At 66.3% G+C, this 17,115-nt stretch carries 19 protein-coding genes; 17 read left to right on the top strand and 2 right to left on the bottom strand.

Annotated elements, in window-relative coordinates; genetic code table 11:
* The 17 genes from ON45_RS15235 to aspS form a co-directional block, all read left to right on the top strand.
* On the top strand, nucleotides 1–437 hold a 437-nt coding region (locus ON45_RS15235), incomplete at its 5' end, for a DUF3048 C-terminal domain-containing protein (RefSeq protein WP_040494862.1).
* Nucleotides 438–464: 27 nt separating this feature from the next.
* Entirely contained in the window at nucleotides 465–1,355 is an 891-nt protein-coding gene (pdxS, locus tag ON45_RS15240) for a pyridoxal 5'-phosphate synthase lyase subunit PdxS (RefSeq protein WP_040494863.1), read from the top strand.
* On the top strand, nucleotides 1,352–1,930 hold the full coding sequence (gene pdxT, locus ON45_RS15245; protein ID WP_241432219.1) for a pyridoxal 5'-phosphate synthase glutaminase subunit PdxT: 579 nt from the start codon (nucleotides 1,352–1,354) through the stop codon (nucleotides 1,928–1,930). Before pdxS ends, pdxT begins: the two co-directional genes overlap by 4 nt.
* Nucleotides 1,931–1,942: 12 nt before the next feature.
* Nucleotides 1,943–2,695, top strand: coding sequence for a YebC/PmpR family DNA-binding transcriptional regulator (locus ON45_RS15250; RefSeq protein WP_040494865.1), 753 nt, complete (start codon nucleotides 1,943–1,945; stop codon nucleotides 2,693–2,695).
* Nucleotides 2,692–3,144, top strand: coding sequence for a peroxiredoxin (locus tag ON45_RS15255; RefSeq protein WP_040494866.1), 453 nt, complete (start codon nucleotides 2,692–2,694; stop codon nucleotides 3,142–3,144). The genes ON45_RS15250 and ON45_RS15255 overlap by 4 nt, the downstream gene beginning before the upstream one ends.
* A gap of 14 nt (nucleotides 3,145–3,158) precedes the next feature.
* Nucleotides 3,159–3,674 carry a crossover junction endodeoxyribonuclease RuvC gene (ruvC, locus tag ON45_RS15260; protein ID WP_040494867.1) on the top strand — a complete coding sequence of 172 codons (516 nt, stop codon included), beginning with the start codon at nucleotides 3,159–3,161 and terminating at the stop codon, nucleotides 3,672–3,674.
* Nucleotides 3,671–4,255: a Holliday junction branch migration protein RuvA gene (gene ruvA / locus ON45_RS15265; protein WP_040494868.1), complete on the top strand. Its 585-nt coding sequence runs from the start codon at nucleotides 3,671–3,673 to the stop codon at nucleotides 4,253–4,255. The genes ruvC and ruvA overlap by 4 nt, the downstream gene beginning before the upstream one ends.
* A 19-nt stretch (nucleotides 4,256–4,274) precedes the next feature.
* Complete coding sequence (ruvB, locus tag ON45_RS15270) at nucleotides 4,275–5,312, top strand: Holliday junction branch migration DNA helicase RuvB (RefSeq protein WP_040494908.1); 1,038 nt, start codon at nucleotides 4,275–4,277, stop codon at nucleotides 5,310–5,312.
* Between the two features lie 13 nt (nucleotides 5,313–5,325).
* Entirely contained in the window at nucleotides 5,326–6,345 is a 1,020-nt protein-coding gene (gene queA, locus ON45_RS15275; RefSeq protein ID WP_040494869.1) for a tRNA preQ1(34) S-adenosylmethionine ribosyltransferase-isomerase QueA, read from the top strand.
* Between the two features lie 113 nt (nucleotides 6,346–6,458).
* On the top strand, nucleotides 6,459–7,556 hold the full coding sequence (gene tgt, locus ON45_RS15280) for a tRNA guanosine(34) transglycosylase Tgt (RefSeq protein ID WP_040494870.1): 1,098 nt from the start codon (nucleotides 6,459–6,461) through the stop codon (nucleotides 7,554–7,556).
* Between the two features lie 14 nt (nucleotides 7,557–7,570).
* Nucleotides 7,571–7,957 (top strand): preprotein translocase subunit YajC, encoded by a 387-nt coding sequence (gene yajC / locus ON45_RS15285; RefSeq protein WP_051063151.1) that lies wholly within the window; start codon nucleotides 7,571–7,573, stop codon nucleotides 7,955–7,957.
* Complete coding sequence (gene secD, locus ON45_RS15290) at nucleotides 7,957–9,510, top strand: protein translocase subunit SecD (RefSeq protein ID WP_040494871.1); 1,554 nt, start codon at nucleotides 7,957–7,959, stop codon at nucleotides 9,508–9,510. The genes yajC and secD overlap by 1 nt, the downstream gene beginning before the upstream one ends.
* Entirely contained in the window at nucleotides 9,507–10,673 is a 1,167-nt protein-coding gene (secF, locus tag ON45_RS15295; RefSeq protein ID WP_051063152.1) for a protein translocase subunit SecF, read from the top strand. The genes secD and secF overlap by 4 nt, the downstream gene beginning before the upstream one ends.
* Before the next feature lie 50 nt (nucleotides 10,674–10,723).
* Nucleotides 10,724–11,254, top strand: a complete 531-nt coding sequence (locus ON45_RS15300; protein ID WP_040494872.1) for an adenine phosphoribosyltransferase — start codon at nucleotides 10,724–10,726, stop codon at nucleotides 11,252–11,254.
* A 6-nt stretch (nucleotides 11,255–11,260) separates the two neighbouring features.
* Complete coding sequence (locus ON45_RS15305; protein WP_051063153.1) at nucleotides 11,261–13,537, top strand: RelA/SpoT family protein; 2,277 nt, start codon at nucleotides 11,261–11,263, stop codon at nucleotides 13,535–13,537.
* A 54-nt stretch (nucleotides 13,538–13,591) separates the two neighbouring features.
* Nucleotides 13,592–14,851 (top strand): histidine--tRNA ligase, encoded by a 1,260-nt coding sequence (gene hisS, locus ON45_RS15310; RefSeq protein ID WP_148288715.1) that lies wholly within the window; start codon nucleotides 13,592–13,594, stop codon nucleotides 14,849–14,851.
* Nucleotides 14,848–16,605 (top strand): aspartate--tRNA ligase, encoded by a 1,758-nt coding sequence (gene aspS / locus ON45_RS15315; RefSeq protein WP_040494874.1) that lies wholly within the window; start codon nucleotides 14,848–14,850, stop codon nucleotides 16,603–16,605. Before hisS ends, aspS begins: the two co-directional genes overlap by 4 nt.
* Nucleotides 16,606–16,653: 48 nt before the next feature.
* Here aspS and ON45_RS15320 read toward each other — a convergent pair whose 3' ends face one another.
* On the bottom strand, nucleotides 16,654–16,842 hold the full coding sequence (locus tag ON45_RS15320; protein ID WP_148288716.1) for a hypothetical protein: 189 nt from the start codon (nucleotides 16,840–16,842) through the stop codon (nucleotides 16,654–16,656).
* Between the two features lie 57 nt (nucleotides 16,843–16,899).
* Nucleotides 16,900–17,088, bottom strand: coding sequence for a hypothetical protein (locus ON45_RS15325; RefSeq protein ID WP_040494876.1), 189 nt, complete (start codon nucleotides 17,086–17,088; stop codon nucleotides 16,900–16,902).
* Nucleotides 17,089–17,115: the final 27 nt, after the last annotated feature.

Below are 17,115 nucleotides of genomic sequence, written 5' to 3' on the forward strand. Positions count from 1 at the left end.
GCGACGAGGTCGAGGGGTGGACTCCCGTCGAGGGGCTCGACCTGCCGATGCGCAGCAACCTCGTGCAATGGGACTGGAACGCGGACGAGGGCGCGTTCATGCGCTCGCAGGCCGGGAGCCCGCACATGGACGTCGCGAACGGCCAGATCAGCGCGACGAACGTGGTCGTCCTGATCGCGACCTACCTGCCGAGCTCGATCGACCGCAACTCACCCGAGGCGCAGACCGTCGCTGCCGGCCAGGCCATCATCTTCAGCAATGGCCAGTACCTCAAGGCCACGTGGTCACGTGACGACAACACCGAGCCGATCCGGTTCACGGCCGGAACGAACGGCCCTCCGGTGCTGCTCACGCCGGGAAACACCTGGATCGAGTTGGCCGAGTACAACGGGAACGTCGATCCTGACCTGATCAGCACGGAACTCACCATCCGCTGATCGGTGATCCGGAAGTACGCTGACGACATGAGCGAAACCGGCACGGTGACGGCCACCTTCGAAGTGAAGCGCGGCCTGGCCGAGATGATGAAGGGCGGCGTCATCATGGACGTCGTCACCCCCGACCAGGCGAAGATCGCGGAGGACGCCGGTGCGGTTGCCGTCATGGCACTCGAGCGCGTTCCCGCCGACATCCGGGTCGATGGCGGTGTGGCGCGCATGAGCGACCCGGAGATGATCGAGGGAATCCAGTCGGTGTGCTCGATCCCGGTCATGGCCAAGGCCCGCATCGGACACTTCGTGGAAGCGCAGATCCTGCAGGCGCTCGACGTCGACTTCATCGACGAGTCCGAGGTCCTCACCCCGGCCGACGAAACGCACCACATCGACAAGTTCGCGTTCGACGTCCCGTTCGTGTGCGGAGCGACGAATCTCGGCGAGGCGCTGCGGCGGATCTCCGAAGGCGCCGCGATGATCCGTTCGAAGGGTGAGGCCGGTACCGGCAACGTCGTCGAGGCCGTGCGTCACCTGCGCTCGATCATCGGTGACATGAAGCGCATCACCCAGTCCGACCAGGCCGAGCTGTTCGAGTGGGCGAAGCGTCTCCAGGCCCCACTCCCGCTGATCCAGGAGATCGCCCGGACCGGCAAGCTCCCGGTGCCGCTGTTCTGCGCCGGCGGGCTGGCCACACCGGCCGACGCCGCGCTCGCCATGCAGTTGGGCGCCGAGTCGGTGTTCGTCGGCTCCGGGATCTTCAAGTCCGACGACCCGTCCCCACGGGCGAAGGCGATCGTCGAGGCGACGACCCATTTCCAGGATCCTGACATCCTCGCCAAGGTCAGCCGCGGCCTCGGCGCGCCGATGACCGGCATCGGGATGGACGAGATCGACACCAGGTACGCCGAGCGCGGCTGGTGATCGTCGGCGTTCTGGCTCTCCAGGGAGCCTTCGCCGCTCATCAGGATCGTCTCACCGCACTCGGCGTCGACGCGCCAGCCGTACGCACCGCCGACCAACTCGCCCGCGTCGATGCGCTGGTGATGCCCGGTGGCGAGAGCACGACGATGTCGCACCTGTTGCGCACGAACGACCTGTTCGGGCCACTCGGTTCCGCGATCGGCGACGGTCTACCGGTGTTCGGTACCTGCGCCGGGATGATCATCTGTGCGACCGAAGTACTCGACGGCCGGCCCGATCAACGTTCGTTCGGAGCGATCGACGTCGGTGTTCGGCGCAACGGCTACGGGCGACAGCTCAAGAGTTTCGAATCCGACCTCGACGTCAGCGGCTTCGACGACCCGTTCCGAGCGGTCTTCATCCGTGCACCGATCGTCGAGCGGGTGGGCGACGAGGTGGAGATTCTGGCGTGCCACGATGGGGTCCCCGTTCTCCTGCGGCAGCGAAGCTGTACGGTGGCGTCGTTCCATCCGGAGCTGACGCCCGACGGGCGACTGCACGCGATGTTCGTCGAATCGATCGAGTCCCCGAGCTGAGAAGGAGCTGCGATGTCGGGCCATTCCAAGTGGGCAACCATCAAGCACAAGAAGGGTGCCGCCGACGCGGCGCGCGGCAAGCTCTTCGCCAAACTCGCCCGTCAGGTCGAGGTCGCGGCCAAGGGCGGCGGCGACCCGGACATGAACGCGACCTTGCGCACGGCGGTCCAGAAGGCCAAGTCCGCGAGTATGACCAACGACGCGATCGATCGGGCGATCAAGCGTGGTTCGGGCGAGGGCGGCGACGCGGTCCAGTACGAGACGATCATGTACGAGGGATACGCGCCGGGCGGCGTCGCGCTCCTGATCGACGTGTTGACCGACAACCGCAACCGGATCAGCGCCGACGTCCGTCAGGTGTTCAGCAAGCTCGGGGGCTCGATGGCCGAGCCCGGCGCCGTCGGGTGGCAGTTCGCACGTCGCGGCGTCATCATCACCGTCGATGGAATTGCCGAGGATGACGTGATGCTCACTGCACTCGATGCCGGCGCCGACGACATCGTCGCGCAGGGCGACGCGTGGCGGATCATGACCGACCCGTCGGATGTGTACGACGTCAAGGCGAAGCTGGAGGAGGCCGGCATCGAGACGGTCTCGGCGGATTCACCGATGGTCGCCGAGAACCTGATCGAGGTCACCGAGTTGAAGGACGCCAAGGCGATCCTGCGGATCATGGAGGCACTCGAGGACAACGACGACGTCCAGGACGTGTTCTCCAACTTCGACATCAGCGACGAACTGATGGAAACGGCGGCCGCCGAATGAGCCTGTCGATCGGCGACCGCGCTCCCGACTTCACCTTGCCGGGCACGAACGACTCGACGTATTCGTTGGCCGATTTCGCCGGCAAGCCGCTGGTGTTGATCTTCTACCCCGGCGACGACACCCCGGTCTGCACGCGCCAGTTGAACAGCTACAACGACGGCCTCGAACAGTTCGAGGAACTCGATGCGCAGATCGTCGCGATCTCCGCGCAGGACATCGGCAGCCACGACGCCTTCGCCGACAAGCATGGCTTCCAGTTCCCACTCCTCGCCGATGTCGACAAGGAGGTCGCCGGCAGGTACGGGACGCTCGGTCCGATCGGCTTCCCGCGGCGCAGCGTGTTCATCATCGACGCCGACGGCATCGTCCGTTACGCACACCGAGCGATCGCGGGACTGACGTTCCGACCGGTCAAGGAACTGGTCGCTGAACTGCGGAAACTGAGCTGATACGGTACGAACCTGTGTTCGCTTCCCGTGTACTCGGCATCGACCCCGGCCTCACCCGCTGTGGGTACGCCGTCGTCGACGGTCGAGGTCCGTCGAACGTCCGGGCGGTGTCGATGGGCGTCATTCGTACACCCGCTTCCGATCCGTTGGCCACCCGGTTGGCCACGCTGAGGATGGAGTTCACGTCGTTGATCGCCGAGTTCGAGCCCGATGTCGTGGCCGTCGAGCAGGTCTTCTTCCAGGTCAACGTGCGAACGGCGATGGCGACGGGCCAGGCGAGTGGGCTCGCGCTGGCCGAGGCGGCGATCGCCGGGTGCGAAGTGATCCAGTACACGCCGAATCAGGTCAAGGACGCCGTGGCGGGATGGGGCGGCGCCGGCAAGGAACAGGTCCAGAAGATGGTGCAAGCACGACTCAAGCTCTCGACCCTGCCCAAGCCGGCCGACGCCGCCGACGCCGCCGCACTTGCGCTCACCCACCTCTCGATGTCGCCGATCGGACGCCAGCAACGCCAGGCGGCGGTCCGATGATCGGGTCGTTGCGCGGCGAGGTGCTCGAACGCGAGCTCGACGGCACCGCGTTGGTCGAGGTCGCGGGGGTCGGCTACCGGGTCAACGTCACCGAACGCACGCTCGCGGAGCTCGAGCCCGGCACCGAGACGTTCCTCTACATCCACCACCACGTCACCGAGACCGCCGAGTCGCTGTTCGGTTTCCGCGCCAAGGACGAGCGGATCACGTTCCACCACCTGATCAAGACCAACGGCGTCGGGCCGACCCTCGCGATGGCGGTGCTGGCCACGCATCCGCCCGCGGCACTGGTGGACATCGTGTCGAACAACGACATCGGCGCGATGACGCTGGTGTCCGGTGTGGGCAAGAAGACCGCCGAGCGGCTGCTCGTCGAACTGCGGGACCGGTTGTCGGTGCCGATGCTCGACGGCGGGGGCGACGTGTCGAGTTCGGCCGTGGCCGACGTGCGCGAGGCGCTCACCGGCTTGGGCTACGGGCCCGACGAGATCCGAGACGTGTTGCGTGATCTTCCGAGCGATGCGCCGAGCGCAACGCTGTTGCGTGATGCGCTCAAGTCGTTGGGAGCCAAGCGTGCGTGAGGAGTTCCTCGATCCGAACATGCGTGACTCCGACCGTGACCCGGAGGGCGAGCCGCTGACGCCCGAGCTCGACGCGGAAGCGGGCCTGCGACCGCAGGCACTCGACGAGTTCGTCGGTCAGAGCGAGCTCAAGGAGCACCTCCAGATCGTGCTCGAGGCGGCGCGCAAGCGCGGCCAGTCGGTCGACCACCTGCTCTTCGCGGGTCCTCCCGGCCTGGGCAAGACCACGTTGGCCGGAATCATCGCCACCGAGATGGGCGTGCAGTTGCACGTCACGTCCGGCCCGGCTCTCGAACGGGCTGGAGATCTCGCCGCGATCCTCACGAAGCTCGAAGACGGTGACGTGCTGTTCATCGACGAGATCCACCGTCTTTCGCGAGCCGTCGAGGAGATCCTCTATCCGGCGATGGAGGATTTCCAGCTCGACATCATCGTCGGGAAGGGGCCGGCCGCCTCGAGCATCCGACTCACGATGCCGCCGTTCACCCTCGTCGGGGCGACCACCCGCACCGGGATGATCACCGGTCCGCTCCGTGACCGCTTCGGCCTGGTCGCCCGTCTCGACTACTACGACACCGATGAACTGCGGATGATCGTCGAACGTGCGGCGGGAATCTTCGAGATCGACATCGACACCGACGGTGCCCAACAGATCGCGCGGCGTTCGCGTGGCACTCCGCGGATCGCGAACCGGCTCCTGCGGCGGGTGCGAGACTTCGCCGAGGTGCGCGCCGACGGAGCGATCACCGCCGACGTGGCGAGCGAGGGACTCGCACTGTTCGGCGTGGACGACCGCGGACTCGACAAGGTCGACCGAGCGATTCTGACGAACCTGTGCAAACAGTTCGGCGGCGGACCGGTCGGCTTGTCCACGCTCGCGATCAGCGTCGGCGAGCAGCCCGAGACGGTGGAGGACGTGTACGAGCCGTTCCTCATCACCCAGGGGATGATCGCGCGCACACCGCGGGGCCGAATCGCGCTCGCAGCGGCGTACGAACACATCGGGATGCGGCCGCCCGCGGCCGACCGTTCCGAACAACGCCTCTTCGACGCCTGACGGGCAGTGGATCGTGCAGCTCTCCGACTTCGACTATTCGTTGCCGTCCGAACGGATCGCGCAGGTTCCGATCGAACCTCGTGACCACTCACGTCTGCTCGTCGATCTCGGCGGGGGAGCGGTCGAACACCGGGTGGTCGCCGATCTCGACGAGATCGTGCGTCCCGGAGATCTGCTCGTCCTGAACGAGACCCGGGTCATCCCTGCCCGGCTCCGGCTCCAGCGATCGACCGGAGGAGCGGCCGAGGCGCTGTTGCTCGAAGCGCTCGACGCCGAACGGCGACGCTGGGAAGCGTTGGTGCGCCCCGGTGGCAAGGTGCGACCCGGTGAGGTGTTGTCGATCGACGGGACCGGTGTCGTGCGGATGGGGGACCGGACCGCAGCCGGTGACACGTTCGAGGTCGAGTTGCTCGGCGACGATGACCCGTTGCTCACCCTCGATCGTCTCGGCGAGATGCCGCTCCCGCCCTACATCGGCGAGCGCCTGGACGATCCCGACCGGTACCAGACCGTATTCGCGAACGAGCCGGGATCGGCGGCAGCGCCCACCGCCGGCTTGCATTTCACCCCCGAGCTCTTCACCCGCCTCGACGACCTGGGCATCGCACGGGCGACGGTCGAGTTGGTCGTCGGTCTCGACACGTTCCAACCGATCAGCACCGACGACCCACTCGATCACCCGATGCACACCGAGCGCTACCGCGTCCCCGAGTCGACGATGAGCGCGTGTCTCGAGACCCGGGCGGCAGGGGGCCGTGTCATCGCCGTGGGCACCACCGCCGTGAGGGCCCTCGAGTCGGCTGCGGCCCGCGGCGAACTCGCCGGGAGAACCGACCTGTTCATCCACCGCGGGTTCGACTGGCAGGTCGTCGACGTGCTGCTGACCAACTTCCACCTCCCCAAGACGACGCTGCTGATGATGATCGACGCCTTCGTCGGCGACCGCTGGCGCACTCTCTACGACATCGCCCTGCAGGAGGGCTACCGCTTCCTCAGTTTCGGCGACGCGATGCTCCTCGACCGTCACGCGTGAGCCTGCCCTGACACCGCTGCCATTCCCGTTTGCGTTGTATTTGTGGCTGCCCGGGGGACCACAAGTGCAACACAAACGATGGCTGAGGCGGGTGGGGCGGTACCGTCGCGGCGGTGCATCCGGTCGAGTTCACCACCGACGCCAGTGATGGGGCGGCGCGCGCCGGGACCGCGGTCACCGCGACGGGGTCGTACACCACGCCGCTGTTCATGCCGGTCGGGACCCGAGGCGCGATCAAGTACCTGAGCGCCGCCGACTACGAGCGGATCGGCGCCCAGATCGTGCTCGGCAACACGTATCACCTGATGCTGCGGCCCGGGTCGGAGCTGATCGAACGGTTCGGTGGACTCGGGCGCTTCGCCGGATGGGGCGGGCTCACCCTCACCGATTCCGGCGGTTTCCAGGTGTTCTCGCTCGACCCGAAGGTCGACGACGACGGCGTCACGTTCAAGAGCACGTACGACGGCTCGACCGTGCGTTTCACTCCCGAGGACGCGGTGCGAGTCCAGCAGGAACTGGGGGCTGACATCCAGATGGTGCTCGACCAGTGTCCGCCACTGCCCAGTTCCGCCGACGTGGTCCGCCAGGCACTCGAGCGGACCACGGCGTGGGCGGCGCGGGCCAAACAGGCGCACACGCGTGTGGATCAAGCACTGTTCGGCATCGTGCAGGGTGGGATCTCCGAGACGATGCGCGCCGAGAGCGCCCAGCGGACGGTCGAGATCGGCTTCGACGGCTACGGCATCGGCGGACTCTCGGTCGGCGAGACCCGAGATGAGATGCTTCCCGCGCTCGCTGCGGCGATCGAGCACCTCCCACCCGACCGGCCGCGCTACCTCATGGGTGTCGGTGATCCGGCGTCGCTCGTCGAAGCGGTCGGCCTCGGCGTCGACCAGTTCGACTGCGTGATGCAGACACGTCTCGGCCGTCACGGCACCGCGTTGACGTCGACCGGCCGCTTCCAGGCCAAGGCGGCGCGTCATGCCGAACTCGACGAACCTCTCGACGCGAACTGCCCGTGCGAGGTGTGTGCCCGCCACAGCCGCGGCTACATCCGCCACCTCCTCCAGGTCGGTGAGCCGACGGCGTCACGATTGCTCTCGATCCACAACATCGCGTGGACGATCGACCTGATGAACCAGATGCGCTCGGCGATCGCCGCCGGAACGTTCCACGAGTTGCGCCGCGGCGTGCTGGATGTCTGGGGATAGCATCGGCTGCCGCCATGACCAATCTGCTCTCCATCATCGCTCAATCCGACGAAGGGGGCGGCAGCATCTTCTCGTTCCTGCTGCTCCCGCTGATGCTCGTCGGGATGTACTTCCTGATCATTCGTCCGAACAGCAAGCGCCGGAAGCAAGCCGCCGCACTGCAATCCGAGCTCAGCGTGGGCGATGAGGTCCTGACGGCGGCCGGAATCGTCGGCACGATCACGGGCGAGGACGGACCGACCCGGTTCTGGCTCGAGATCGATGACGACGTACAGGTGCGCATCGCGCGCGGGTCGGTGCAGGGCAAGATCGACACCAGCGCGGAAGACGTCGAGCCGACCGATGAGGTCGACGACGCCGACGAGGACATCGATTCGAAGAACTCGGTCGACGGCGACTGATGAAGCGCCGGCTCTGGTCGTCGTTGCTGGCGACGACGATCGTGATCCTTGGCGTGTTCATCGCGAACCTCGCCACGGGAACGGCGCCGCTGCTGGGTCTCGACCTGCAGGGCGGCGCGAGCGTCATCCTCGAACCTGCTGACGACGCGAGCGGAGAGGACCTGACGGTCGTCCGCGACCTCATCCGTGACGAACTGGAGCGCACCGGCATCGCCGAACCCAACGTCCGCGTTCAGGGCGAGACGATCGTGGTCGAACTTCCGGGCGTGAAAGATCAACAGCAGGCACTCGACGCGGTCGACGTCTCCGGCATCGTGGAGCTGCGACCGGTCGTCGAGTTCGCACAGTGCACTCCGGAGGAGGAGCAGGCCGCTCCCGACGGTGTGAGTGCCGACCCCACGGCACCTCCGACGACGCTCGGCGTGTTCGCACCCGAGCCGCCCGCGGAGGTCCAGGTTCCGGACGACACCGTCGGTCTGCGCCCGGCGCGCACGCCCGACACCACGCCGAGCACGGAACCGGTTCCCGACACGGTTCCGCTGCCTGATCTCCCGGACGACCTCGATCTGTCCGAGCTCCAGTCCCCGACGGGCGCCGAGCTGTTGATCACCCGTGACGGCCAGCCGCTCTGTGTCGGCCCTTCCGACGGAACGGGCGAGGTGTTCGAACGTCAGAGCGCGTTCGTCGACAACCAGTTCGGCTTTCAGGTCAATGTCGAACTCCGCGGTGGAGAGGGCGAGACGACGTGGAACCGCCTGGCCGAACAGTGCTTCAACGGCACCCCGATCTGCCCCCGTACCCAGCCGGGTTCGAACGGTCAGCTCGCGATCGTGCTCGACGACGTCATCCAGTCGGCACCGTCGGTCAACCAACCGGCGTTCGATGGCGCCGTGTCGATCACGGGTGAGTTCACGCAATCCGAAGCGCAGGACCTCGCCAACATCCTCAACCGTGGTGCGTTCCCGGTCGAGATGGTGGCCCAGGAATCGCAGACGATCTCCCCGGCAGCGGGTCAGGAATCCTTGCGCGCCTCGGTGATCGCCGGTCTGATCGGCGTCGCCCTCGTGCTCGCCTTCCTGCTCGCGTACTACCGCTGGATCGCGCTCGTGATCATCGGGGGCATGACGATCTGGGGGCTCACCGTCTACAGCGTGGCTGCGCTCGTGTCAAGCGCGACCAACTACTCGCTCAGCCTCGCCGGAATCACCGGCATCATCGTCGCGGTCGGTGTCACCGTCGACAGCTACGTGGTGTTCTTCGAGCGGATGAAGGACGAGATCCGCAACGGACGCACACTGAAGAACGCGGCCCCGCGCAGCTTCAAGATGACGTGGCGCACGATCTGGTCTGCCGACCTGGTGTCGGTCATCGGTGCCGCGATTCTGTTCTCGTTGAGCGTCGGTTCGGTCCGCGGATTCGCACTGTTCCTCGGGATCACGACGCTCTGCGACCTGTTCGTCTGCTTCTTCTTCACCCGTCCCGCGGTGCTGTTGCTGGCGCGGAGCAAGTTCATGGCCGGTCGCAAGGCGTTCGGCCTGGAGGTGGTGCAGTGACCCGTCCCGACCACATCGCATCCACCGGCCCGGGCCGGCTCTATCGCGGCCAGACCGCGATCGACTTCTACGGTCATCGCCGCATCGGCATGTTCGTGGCGATCGTGGTCGTCATCGTGACCGTGGTGTCGCTCTCCGTGCAGGACTTCAACCTCGGCATCGACTTCGAAGGCGGTCAGGCGTGGGAGGTCCCGGCGAGCGAGACGTTCGGCGTCGACGAGGCCGAGGACGTACTCGTCGAGAACGACGTGTCGGTCGCCAGTTCGAAGATCCAGCTGCGCGAGGCCGAGAGCCGTTCGTCGGTCGCAATCCAGATCGAGGTGGTGTCCAACGACAAGGCTGAAGCCCTCACGCAGGACTTCGCCGACGCGTCGGGGACGAGCGTCGACGATCTGAGCTTCGAGTTCACCAGCCCGTCGTGGGGCGATGACATCACCGACAAGGCCGTCCGCGCACTCGTCATCTTCCTGATCATCGTCGCGATCTTCATCTCGATCCGCTTCGAATGGCGGATGGCGATCGCCGCGCTCGCCGCCATGGCCCACGACCTGCTCGTCGCCGTCGGCGTCTACACCGTGTTCCAGTTCGAGGTCACCCCGGCGACCGTGATCGCGTTCCTCACGATTCTCGGCTACTCGTTGTACGACACGATCGTCGTGTTCGACCGTGTGCAGGAGAACGAGGGGAAGTACGCGGGGGTCCGCATGCCGTACCCCGACATCGTCAACATCTCGATGAACCAGGTGCTGATGCGCTCGATCAACACGAGCATCTCGTCGATCCTGCCGGTGATCTCGTTGCTCGTCGTCGGCGCGGGCCTGCTCGGGGCCGTCGCCCTGAGCGAGTTCGCGTTGGCGCTCCTGGTCGGCATGATCGCGGGTGTCTACTCGTCGATCTTCGTGGCGTCCCCGCTGCTCGCGACGTTGCGCTCGAGTTCGAAACGCAAGTCGCGGCGCGAGCGGCTGACCGGCGAGGCTCTGCGTGCGGCAGTGGTCGGTGCCGGCGTGAGCGGGAGAATCGGATCGGAATCCGATCTCCAGGCCGATGACGGGGGCGACGAGGACGACGATCACGTCGACGCCGAGAAGACCGCAGCGGTGCACCGTCCGGCCGAGCGGATCCTGACGCACCCGCCTCGTCCACGCAAGAAGAAGAAGCGCTGAGCGCATCCGGCGAACGCGGCGCGGTCCGGCCCGAGCGATATCCTTCGGACATGGCAGGTCGGCACGACAAGCTCCGCGACAAGGTGCGAGAGATTCCGGACTACCCCACGCCAGGTGTGAACTTCCGGGACATCACACCGCTGCTCGGTGATTCGTCGAGCTTCACGTCGGCCGTCGATGGTCTCGTCGAGGAGTTCGCCGACGTGACGGTCGACCGAGTGGTCGGCGTCGAGTCACGCGGCTTCATCTTCGGTGCCGCCGTCGCCTATCGGATCGGCGCCGGTTTCGTCCCGGTCCGCAAGCCGGGCAAGCTTCCGTGGGCGGTGGTCCGCGAGGAGTACGACCTCGAGTACGGCACCGACAAGCTCGAGATCCACCGCGACGCAATCCACACCGGCGAACGGATTCTGATCGTCGATGACGTCCTGGCAACGGGCGGAACCGCTGCTGCCACCGCCACCCTCGTCGAGACCCTGGGCGGTGTGATCGCGGGGCTGGGTTTCCTGCTCGAACTCGACGACCTGAACGGTCGATCCCGCTTGGGCGAGCGTCTGGTCCGCTCGCTCCTGCACTACGGCTGAGGCATCGTGGCGACCGTCGACCGAGTTCTTCCCTGGCGGCGACACAGTTCGTCGTCACCCGGGTTCTCGAACGCCTCCGGTGAGTTGGCGCCGCTGCTCGGCGCGTATCGGCGCCGGCACCCCAAGGCCTCGATCAGCGAGATCAACCGTGCGTACCGCGTCGCCTCCGACGCCCACCGTTCGCAGATGCGCAAGAGCGGCGAGAGCTACATCAACCACCCGCTCGCCGTCGCCCAGATCGTCGCCGAGATCGGACTCGACCAGATTTCGGTCGCCGCCGCATTGCTTCACGACGCGGTCGAGGACACCGAGATCACCGTCGAGGACGTCGAGCGCGAGTTCGGTGCACCGGTGGCCGAGATCGTCGACGGTGTCACGAAGCTCGAACGGATCCGCTTCGACAGTCGTGAGGAGCAGCAGGCCGCGACGATGCGCAAGATGCTCGTCGCCATGGCGAAGGACCTGCGGGTGCTCGTCATCAAACTGGCCGACCGGCTGCACAACATGCGAACGATCGCCGCGATGCCGCTCGAGAAACAGCAGCGGATCGCGCAGGAGACGCTCGACATCTACGCTCCGCTGGCGCACCGCCTCGGCATGCAGGGCCTGAAACAACAGCTCGAGGACCTGTCGTTCGCGTCGCTGCACCCGAAGCGGTTCGCCGAACTCGACCACCTCGTGCGGGTTCGCACGCCCGAACGTGACGTGTACCTCGCCAAGACCGTCGCCGAGGTTCGTCACCGGCTCGCCGAGCTGAAGATCGACGCCGAGGTCACGGGCCGCGGGAAGCACCTCTGGAGCATCTACGAGAAGATGGTCGTCAAGGGCCTCGAGTTCGACGACATCTTCGATCTCGTCGCCGTCCGCGTCGTCGTGCCGACGACCAAGGACTGCTATGCCGCACTGGGATGTATTCACGGCCGCTGGCGACCGGTGGTCGGGCGGTTCAAGGACTACATCGCGATGCCCAAGTTCAACCTGTATCAGAGCCTGCACACCACCGTCGTCGGCCCGTCGGGCAAGCCGATCGAGATCCAGATCCGCACCACCGAGATGCATCAGCGTGCCGAGTGGGGTGTCGCCGCTCACTGGGCCTACAAGGATCGTTCCGGCGGGACGCCGAACGAGGTCGACTGGCTGAGCCGGATCATCGACTGGCAGGAAGAGGTCAGCGACCCGGCGCAGTTCATGCAGAGCCTGAAGACCGACCTCGAGCAGGACGAGGTCTATGTCTTCACGCCGAAGGGACGTGTGATCAGCCTCCCGGTCGGGTCGACCGCCGTCGACTTCGCATACGCGGTGCACACCGAGGTCGGCCACGCGACGATCGGGGCGAAGGTCAACGGTCGCCTGGTCGGTCTCGATCACGTGATGCAGTCGGGTGACACCTGCGAGATCTTCTGCTCGAAGGTCGAAACCGCTGGGCCGAGCCAGGACTGGTTGGGATTCGTCGCGTCGCCGCGAGCGCGCAACAAGATCCGGCAGTGGTTCAGTCGCGAACGTCGCGTCGACATGGTCGAGGCCGGCCGCGACGAACTGCACGACGAGTTCCGGCGCGAAGGACTCCCGGTCCAACAGGTCTGGAAATCCGAGCAGTTGGCCGAAGTGGTCACCGAGATGAGCTACGTCGATCTCGAGGCACTCCTCGCGGCGGTCGGTGAACACCACGTCTCCGGACGCAGCGTGGCGCAGCGGGTGGCACGCGGGTATCGGACCGGCGAGCAGGAGGTCCAACTCCCGGCCACGATCGATCGGCCGCGCCGGGAGCGCCGGGACGGCCACCGCCAGGCCGTCGGGATCCACGTCGAGGGCCTCGACGACATGCTCGTCCGGATCGCACAGTGCTGCACCCCGGTTCCCGGTGACGAGATCACCGGATTCGTCACGCGCGGGCGCGGGGTGAGCGTCCACCGTTCCGACTGTGCGAACGCATATGCCCTCATGGAGGAGCAGGCGACCCGGATGATCGAGGTCGACTGGGACGGCGAGGGGCAGTTCGAGAACACCTTCACCGCGGGGATCGAAGTCGTCGCCCTCGACCGGTCACGGTTGTTGGCCGACGTCGCGAGCGCGCTGGTCGAGCAGAAGGTGAACATCATGTCCTGCGAGACGATCACCAGCGCCGACCGCGAGGCGAAGATGCGCTTCGAGTTCGAACTGGCGAACGGCACGCACCTCGATTCGGTGATCAGCCGGATCAAGGGGATCGATTCGGTGTACGACGCGTACCGCACGGTCCCGGGCGGCGGAGCTCGGACTCCCGCCCGTGCCGTGAACACGTAGCGCAGGGCAATCGTCTGCGGCGATGCCGCAGGCCCGTGGGTAGCCTGATCGGCCGTGCCCGCCTTCCAGACCAGTCCCGGCATGAGGGACATCCTTCCGGCCGACAGTGCTCGGTGGCGGCGGTTGAACGGTGTGTTCGCCGAGGTCGTCGAGGCGGCGGGATACGGCCAGATCATCACCCCGTTGCTCGAGGACATCGGCGTTTTCACGAGGATCGGTGACGCGACCGACGTGGTCACCAAGGAGATGTACGCATTCGAGGACCTCGGCGGCCGTCAGGTCGCATTGCGTCCCGAGATGACGGCGGCCGTCTGCCGCTCGTTCGCCCAGCATCGCCCGACGGTCCCATGGAAGGTCTGGTACACGGGTTCGAATTTCCGCTACGAGAAGCCGCAGCGCGGCCGGTTCCGCCAGTTCGACCAGGTCGGAGTCGAGGTGCTCGGTGTCGACGACGCGAATCTCGACGTCGAGGTGATCGCCCTCGCGTCGGAGTTCTTCCAACGGCTCGGCCTCCGCCGCGTGAAGCTGATCGTCAACAGCCTCGGTGAACCCGAGGACCGCGCGCGTTACGTCGAAGCACTCGCCGAGCACTTCGAGCAGTGCGATCTCAGCGAGCAGAGTCGGGCGACGCTGACGAAGAACCCGCTCCGGGTGCTCGACTCCAAGCGCGAGCAGGACGCCGGGGCCATCGCCACGGCCCCCAAGATCTCGGAGTTCTACTCGGCCGAGGCAGCGGAACACTTTGCCACCGTGTGCGCCGGACTCGACCGCCTCGCCATCGACTTCGAGGTCGAACCCACACTTGTGCGCGGGCTCGACTACTACCGACGCACGATCTTCGAGTTCCAGGGCGCCACGCTCGACTCTGCGCAGAACGCGCTCGGAGGCGGCGGCCGGTACGACGGACTCGTCGAAGCTCTCGGCGGTCCGGCCACTCCGGGGATCGGCTTCGCGCTCGGCGTCGACCGCACGCTCCTGGCCTGTGAGGACGAAGGCGTGTTCGCGTCCGACGACCGTCGCCTGGACGCCTTCGTGGTCGACGTCGTCGGCGGGGGAGCAGCCGTCGAGGTCACCGCCGAGCTGCGCGCCGCCGGACTGGCTGGTGATCGCGGGTACGACAACCGCAGCATGAAGGCCCAGATGAAGCTCGCCAACCGGTCCGGCGCAGCCTTCGCATTGATCGTCGGTGAGGACGAAGATGCGAACAACACGGTCGTCGTCAAACCGATGGCACGCGACGCCGGCGAGCAACAGACCATTCCTCGAACCGACCTGATCTCCCACCTGCAACACGAATTGAGAAACCTGCGATGAGCTCCACCTCGATGCGAACCCACCTCTGTGGCGACCTGCGCCCGGACCAGATCGGCGACACGGTGAGCGTGTGCGGCTGGGTCGGTCGACGTCGTGAACACGGCGAACACCTCGCGTTCGTCGACCTGCGCGATCACTCGGGCATCGTCCAGTGCGTCATCAACGACGACATCGACGTGCGCAGCGAGTACGTGTTGCGGATCACCGGCGTCGTTCGAGAGCGCCCCGAGGGCACGATCAACGACAACCTGCCGACCGGCCAGATCGAGATCGGCGACTGCGAGGTCGAGATCCTGCGCACCGCAACTCCGCCCCCGTTCCCGATCGATGCCCGCGCAGACGACGTCGACGAGAACATCCGTCTCCAGTACCGGTACCTCGACCTCCGTCGCGAACGGATGCAGAAGAACCTGCGGATCCGCTCCGCGGTCAACGCGGCCGTCCGCAACTCGATGGCCGACCAGGGCTTCGTCGAGGTCGAGACGCCGATGCTCGTGCCATCCACGCCGGAAGGCGCTCGCGAGTTCCTGGTGCCGTCGCGCAAGGAGCCGGGTTCGTTCTACGCGCTGCCGCAGTCGCCGCAGTTGTTCAAGCAGTTGCTGATGGTCGGCGGTGTCGACCGCTACTACCAGATCGCGCGCTGCCTGCGCGACGAGGACCTGCGCGCCGATCGACAGTACGAGTTCATGCAGCTCGACATGGAGATGAGCTTCGTCGACCAGGACGACGTGCTCGAAGCGGTGTCGGCATCGGTGCTCGACGCCGCCGAAGCGGTGACGGGGGAGCGGCCCGACCCGATCGAGCGGATCACGTGGCGCGACGCGATGAACCGGTTCGGGATCGACAAGCCCGACCTCCGGTTCGGAATGGAACTGCGCGAGCTCACCGATGCGTTCGCCTCGACCGAGTTCAAGGCGTTCGCCGGGGCCGAAGCGATCAAGGGCATCAAGGTCGACGGAGGAGCGGACGAGTACGGCCGCAACCAGCTCGACAAGCTGACCGACAAGGCGAAGGGCGCCGGCGCCAAGGGCTTGGTGTGGATGAAGGCGGTGGCCGGCGACGACGGTGGGGTTCGTTTCGATTCACCGGTCGCGAAGTTCCTCTCGGACGACGAGGTCGCCGGGCTCGCCGCAGCGATGGACGCCGCCGTCGGCGACCTCGTGCTGATCGTTGCCGACGACTGGGAACCGACGTGTGAGGTTCTCGGAATGCTCCGCAACGAGATCGGCCGCCCGCCCGTCCACCAGGGCCCCTACCGCTACGTGTGGGTCGTCGAGTTCCCGCTGTTCGTGGGTCGGGACAAGGAGACCGGGAACCCGAAGTCGGGTCACCATCCGTTCACCATGCCGCATCCGGACGACGTCGACAAGTTCGAGTCGGATCCCATGTCGGTCCGCTCGATCGCGTACGACCTCGTGTTGAACGGTTGGGAACTCGGATCCGGATCGATCCGAATCCACGAGCCGGAACTCCAGCGGCGCGTGTTCGCAGGGTTGGGGATCAGCGACGAGGAGGCCGAGCGCAAGTTCGGGTTCTTCCTCAACCCGTTCGAGTACGGCGCGCCTCCGCACGGCGGATTTGCGTTCGGTCTCGATCGACTCGTGGCGATCCTCGCCGGAGAGGACAACATCCGCGAAGTCATCGCGTACCCGAAGACCCAGTCCGGTCAGGACCCGATGACCAACAGCCCGACCGCGGGAGATCCGAAGGCCGTCGAAGAACTCGGCCTCCGGATCATCCCTCGAGTCGACTGACGAGAATGTCCGTTGGTGACGGTCACCAACGGACAACGCTCGGCTGAATCAGCCGTCGTCGGTTTCCTCTTCCATTTCGTCGCCGACGTCATCGACGCCTTCCTCGATGCTGTCGCCGACGTCCTCGATGGGGTCGTCGTCGTTGCCGTCATCGTCGCTGGAGCAGGCCGCGGCGCCCAGTGAGAGCACTCCGACTGCGGAGGCGGCGATGATTTTGGTGCTGAGTGTGTTCCTCATGGCGATCACTGTTCCCGTCGTAACGCAACTGAAACATCTCTCGATCGATGAATCGGATCAGCCGTCTTCCTGGACATTGTCGACGTCTTCTTCGACTTCGTCGACCACGTCGCCGACGTCTTCCTCCACGTTGTCGACGACGTCGTCCACGTCGTCCTGGTCGTCGCTCGAGCATGCGGCGCCGCCGAATGCGAGGGCGCCGACGGCCGCGGTGGCGAGGAGCTTGGTGCTGAGTGTGTTCTTCATCCGACGAACGTTCCCTTCGTCACCCGA

It is taken from the genome of Ilumatobacter nonamiensis YM16-303 (genome assembly GCF_000350145.1).
GTDB classification, from domain to species: Bacteria; Actinomycetota; Acidimicrobiia; order Acidimicrobiales; family Ilumatobacteraceae; genus Ilumatobacter_A; species Ilumatobacter_A nonamiensis.

Excerpts from the sequence above, each read along its gene's own strand:
- pdxS (WP_040494863.1), top strand. The coding sequence starts at position 465 with ATGAGCGAAACCGGCACGGTGACGGCCACCTTCGAAGTGAAGCGCGGC.
- ON45_RS15250 (WP_040494865.1), top strand. The coding sequence starts at position 1,943 with ATGTCGGGCCATTCCAAGTGGGCAACCATCAAGCACAAGAAGGGTGCC.
- ON45_RS15255 (WP_040494866.1), top strand. The coding sequence starts at position 2,692 with ATGAGCCTGTCGATCGGCGACCGCGCTCCCGACTTCACCTTGCCGGGC.
- ruvA (WP_040494868.1), top strand. The coding sequence starts at position 3,671 with ATGATCGGGTCGTTGCGCGGCGAGGTGCTCGAACGCGAGCTCGACGGC.
- ruvB (WP_040494908.1), top strand. The coding sequence starts at position 4,275 with ATGCGTGACTCCGACCGTGACCCGGAGGGCGAGCCGCTGACGCCCGAG.
- yajC (WP_051063151.1), top strand. The coding sequence starts at position 7,571 with ATGACCAATCTGCTCTCCATCATCGCTCAATCCGACGAAGGGGGCGGC.
- secD (WP_040494871.1), top strand. The coding sequence starts at position 7,957 with ATGAAGCGCCGGCTCTGGTCGTCGTTGCTGGCGACGACGATCGTGATC.
- ON45_RS15300 (WP_040494872.1), top strand. The coding sequence starts at position 10,724 with ATGGCAGGTCGGCACGACAAGCTCCGCGACAAGGTGCGAGAGATTCCG.
- aspS (WP_040494874.1), top strand. The coding sequence starts at position 14,848 with ATGAGCTCCACCTCGATGCGAACCCACCTCTGTGGCGACCTGCGCCCG.
- ON45_RS15320 (WP_148288716.1), bottom strand. The coding sequence starts at position 16,842 with ATGAGGAACACACTCAGCACCAAAATCATCGCCGCCTCCGCAGTCGGA.
- ON45_RS15325 (WP_040494876.1), bottom strand. The coding sequence starts at position 17,088 with ATGAAGAACACACTCAGCACCAAGCTCCTCGCCACCGCGGCCGTCGGC.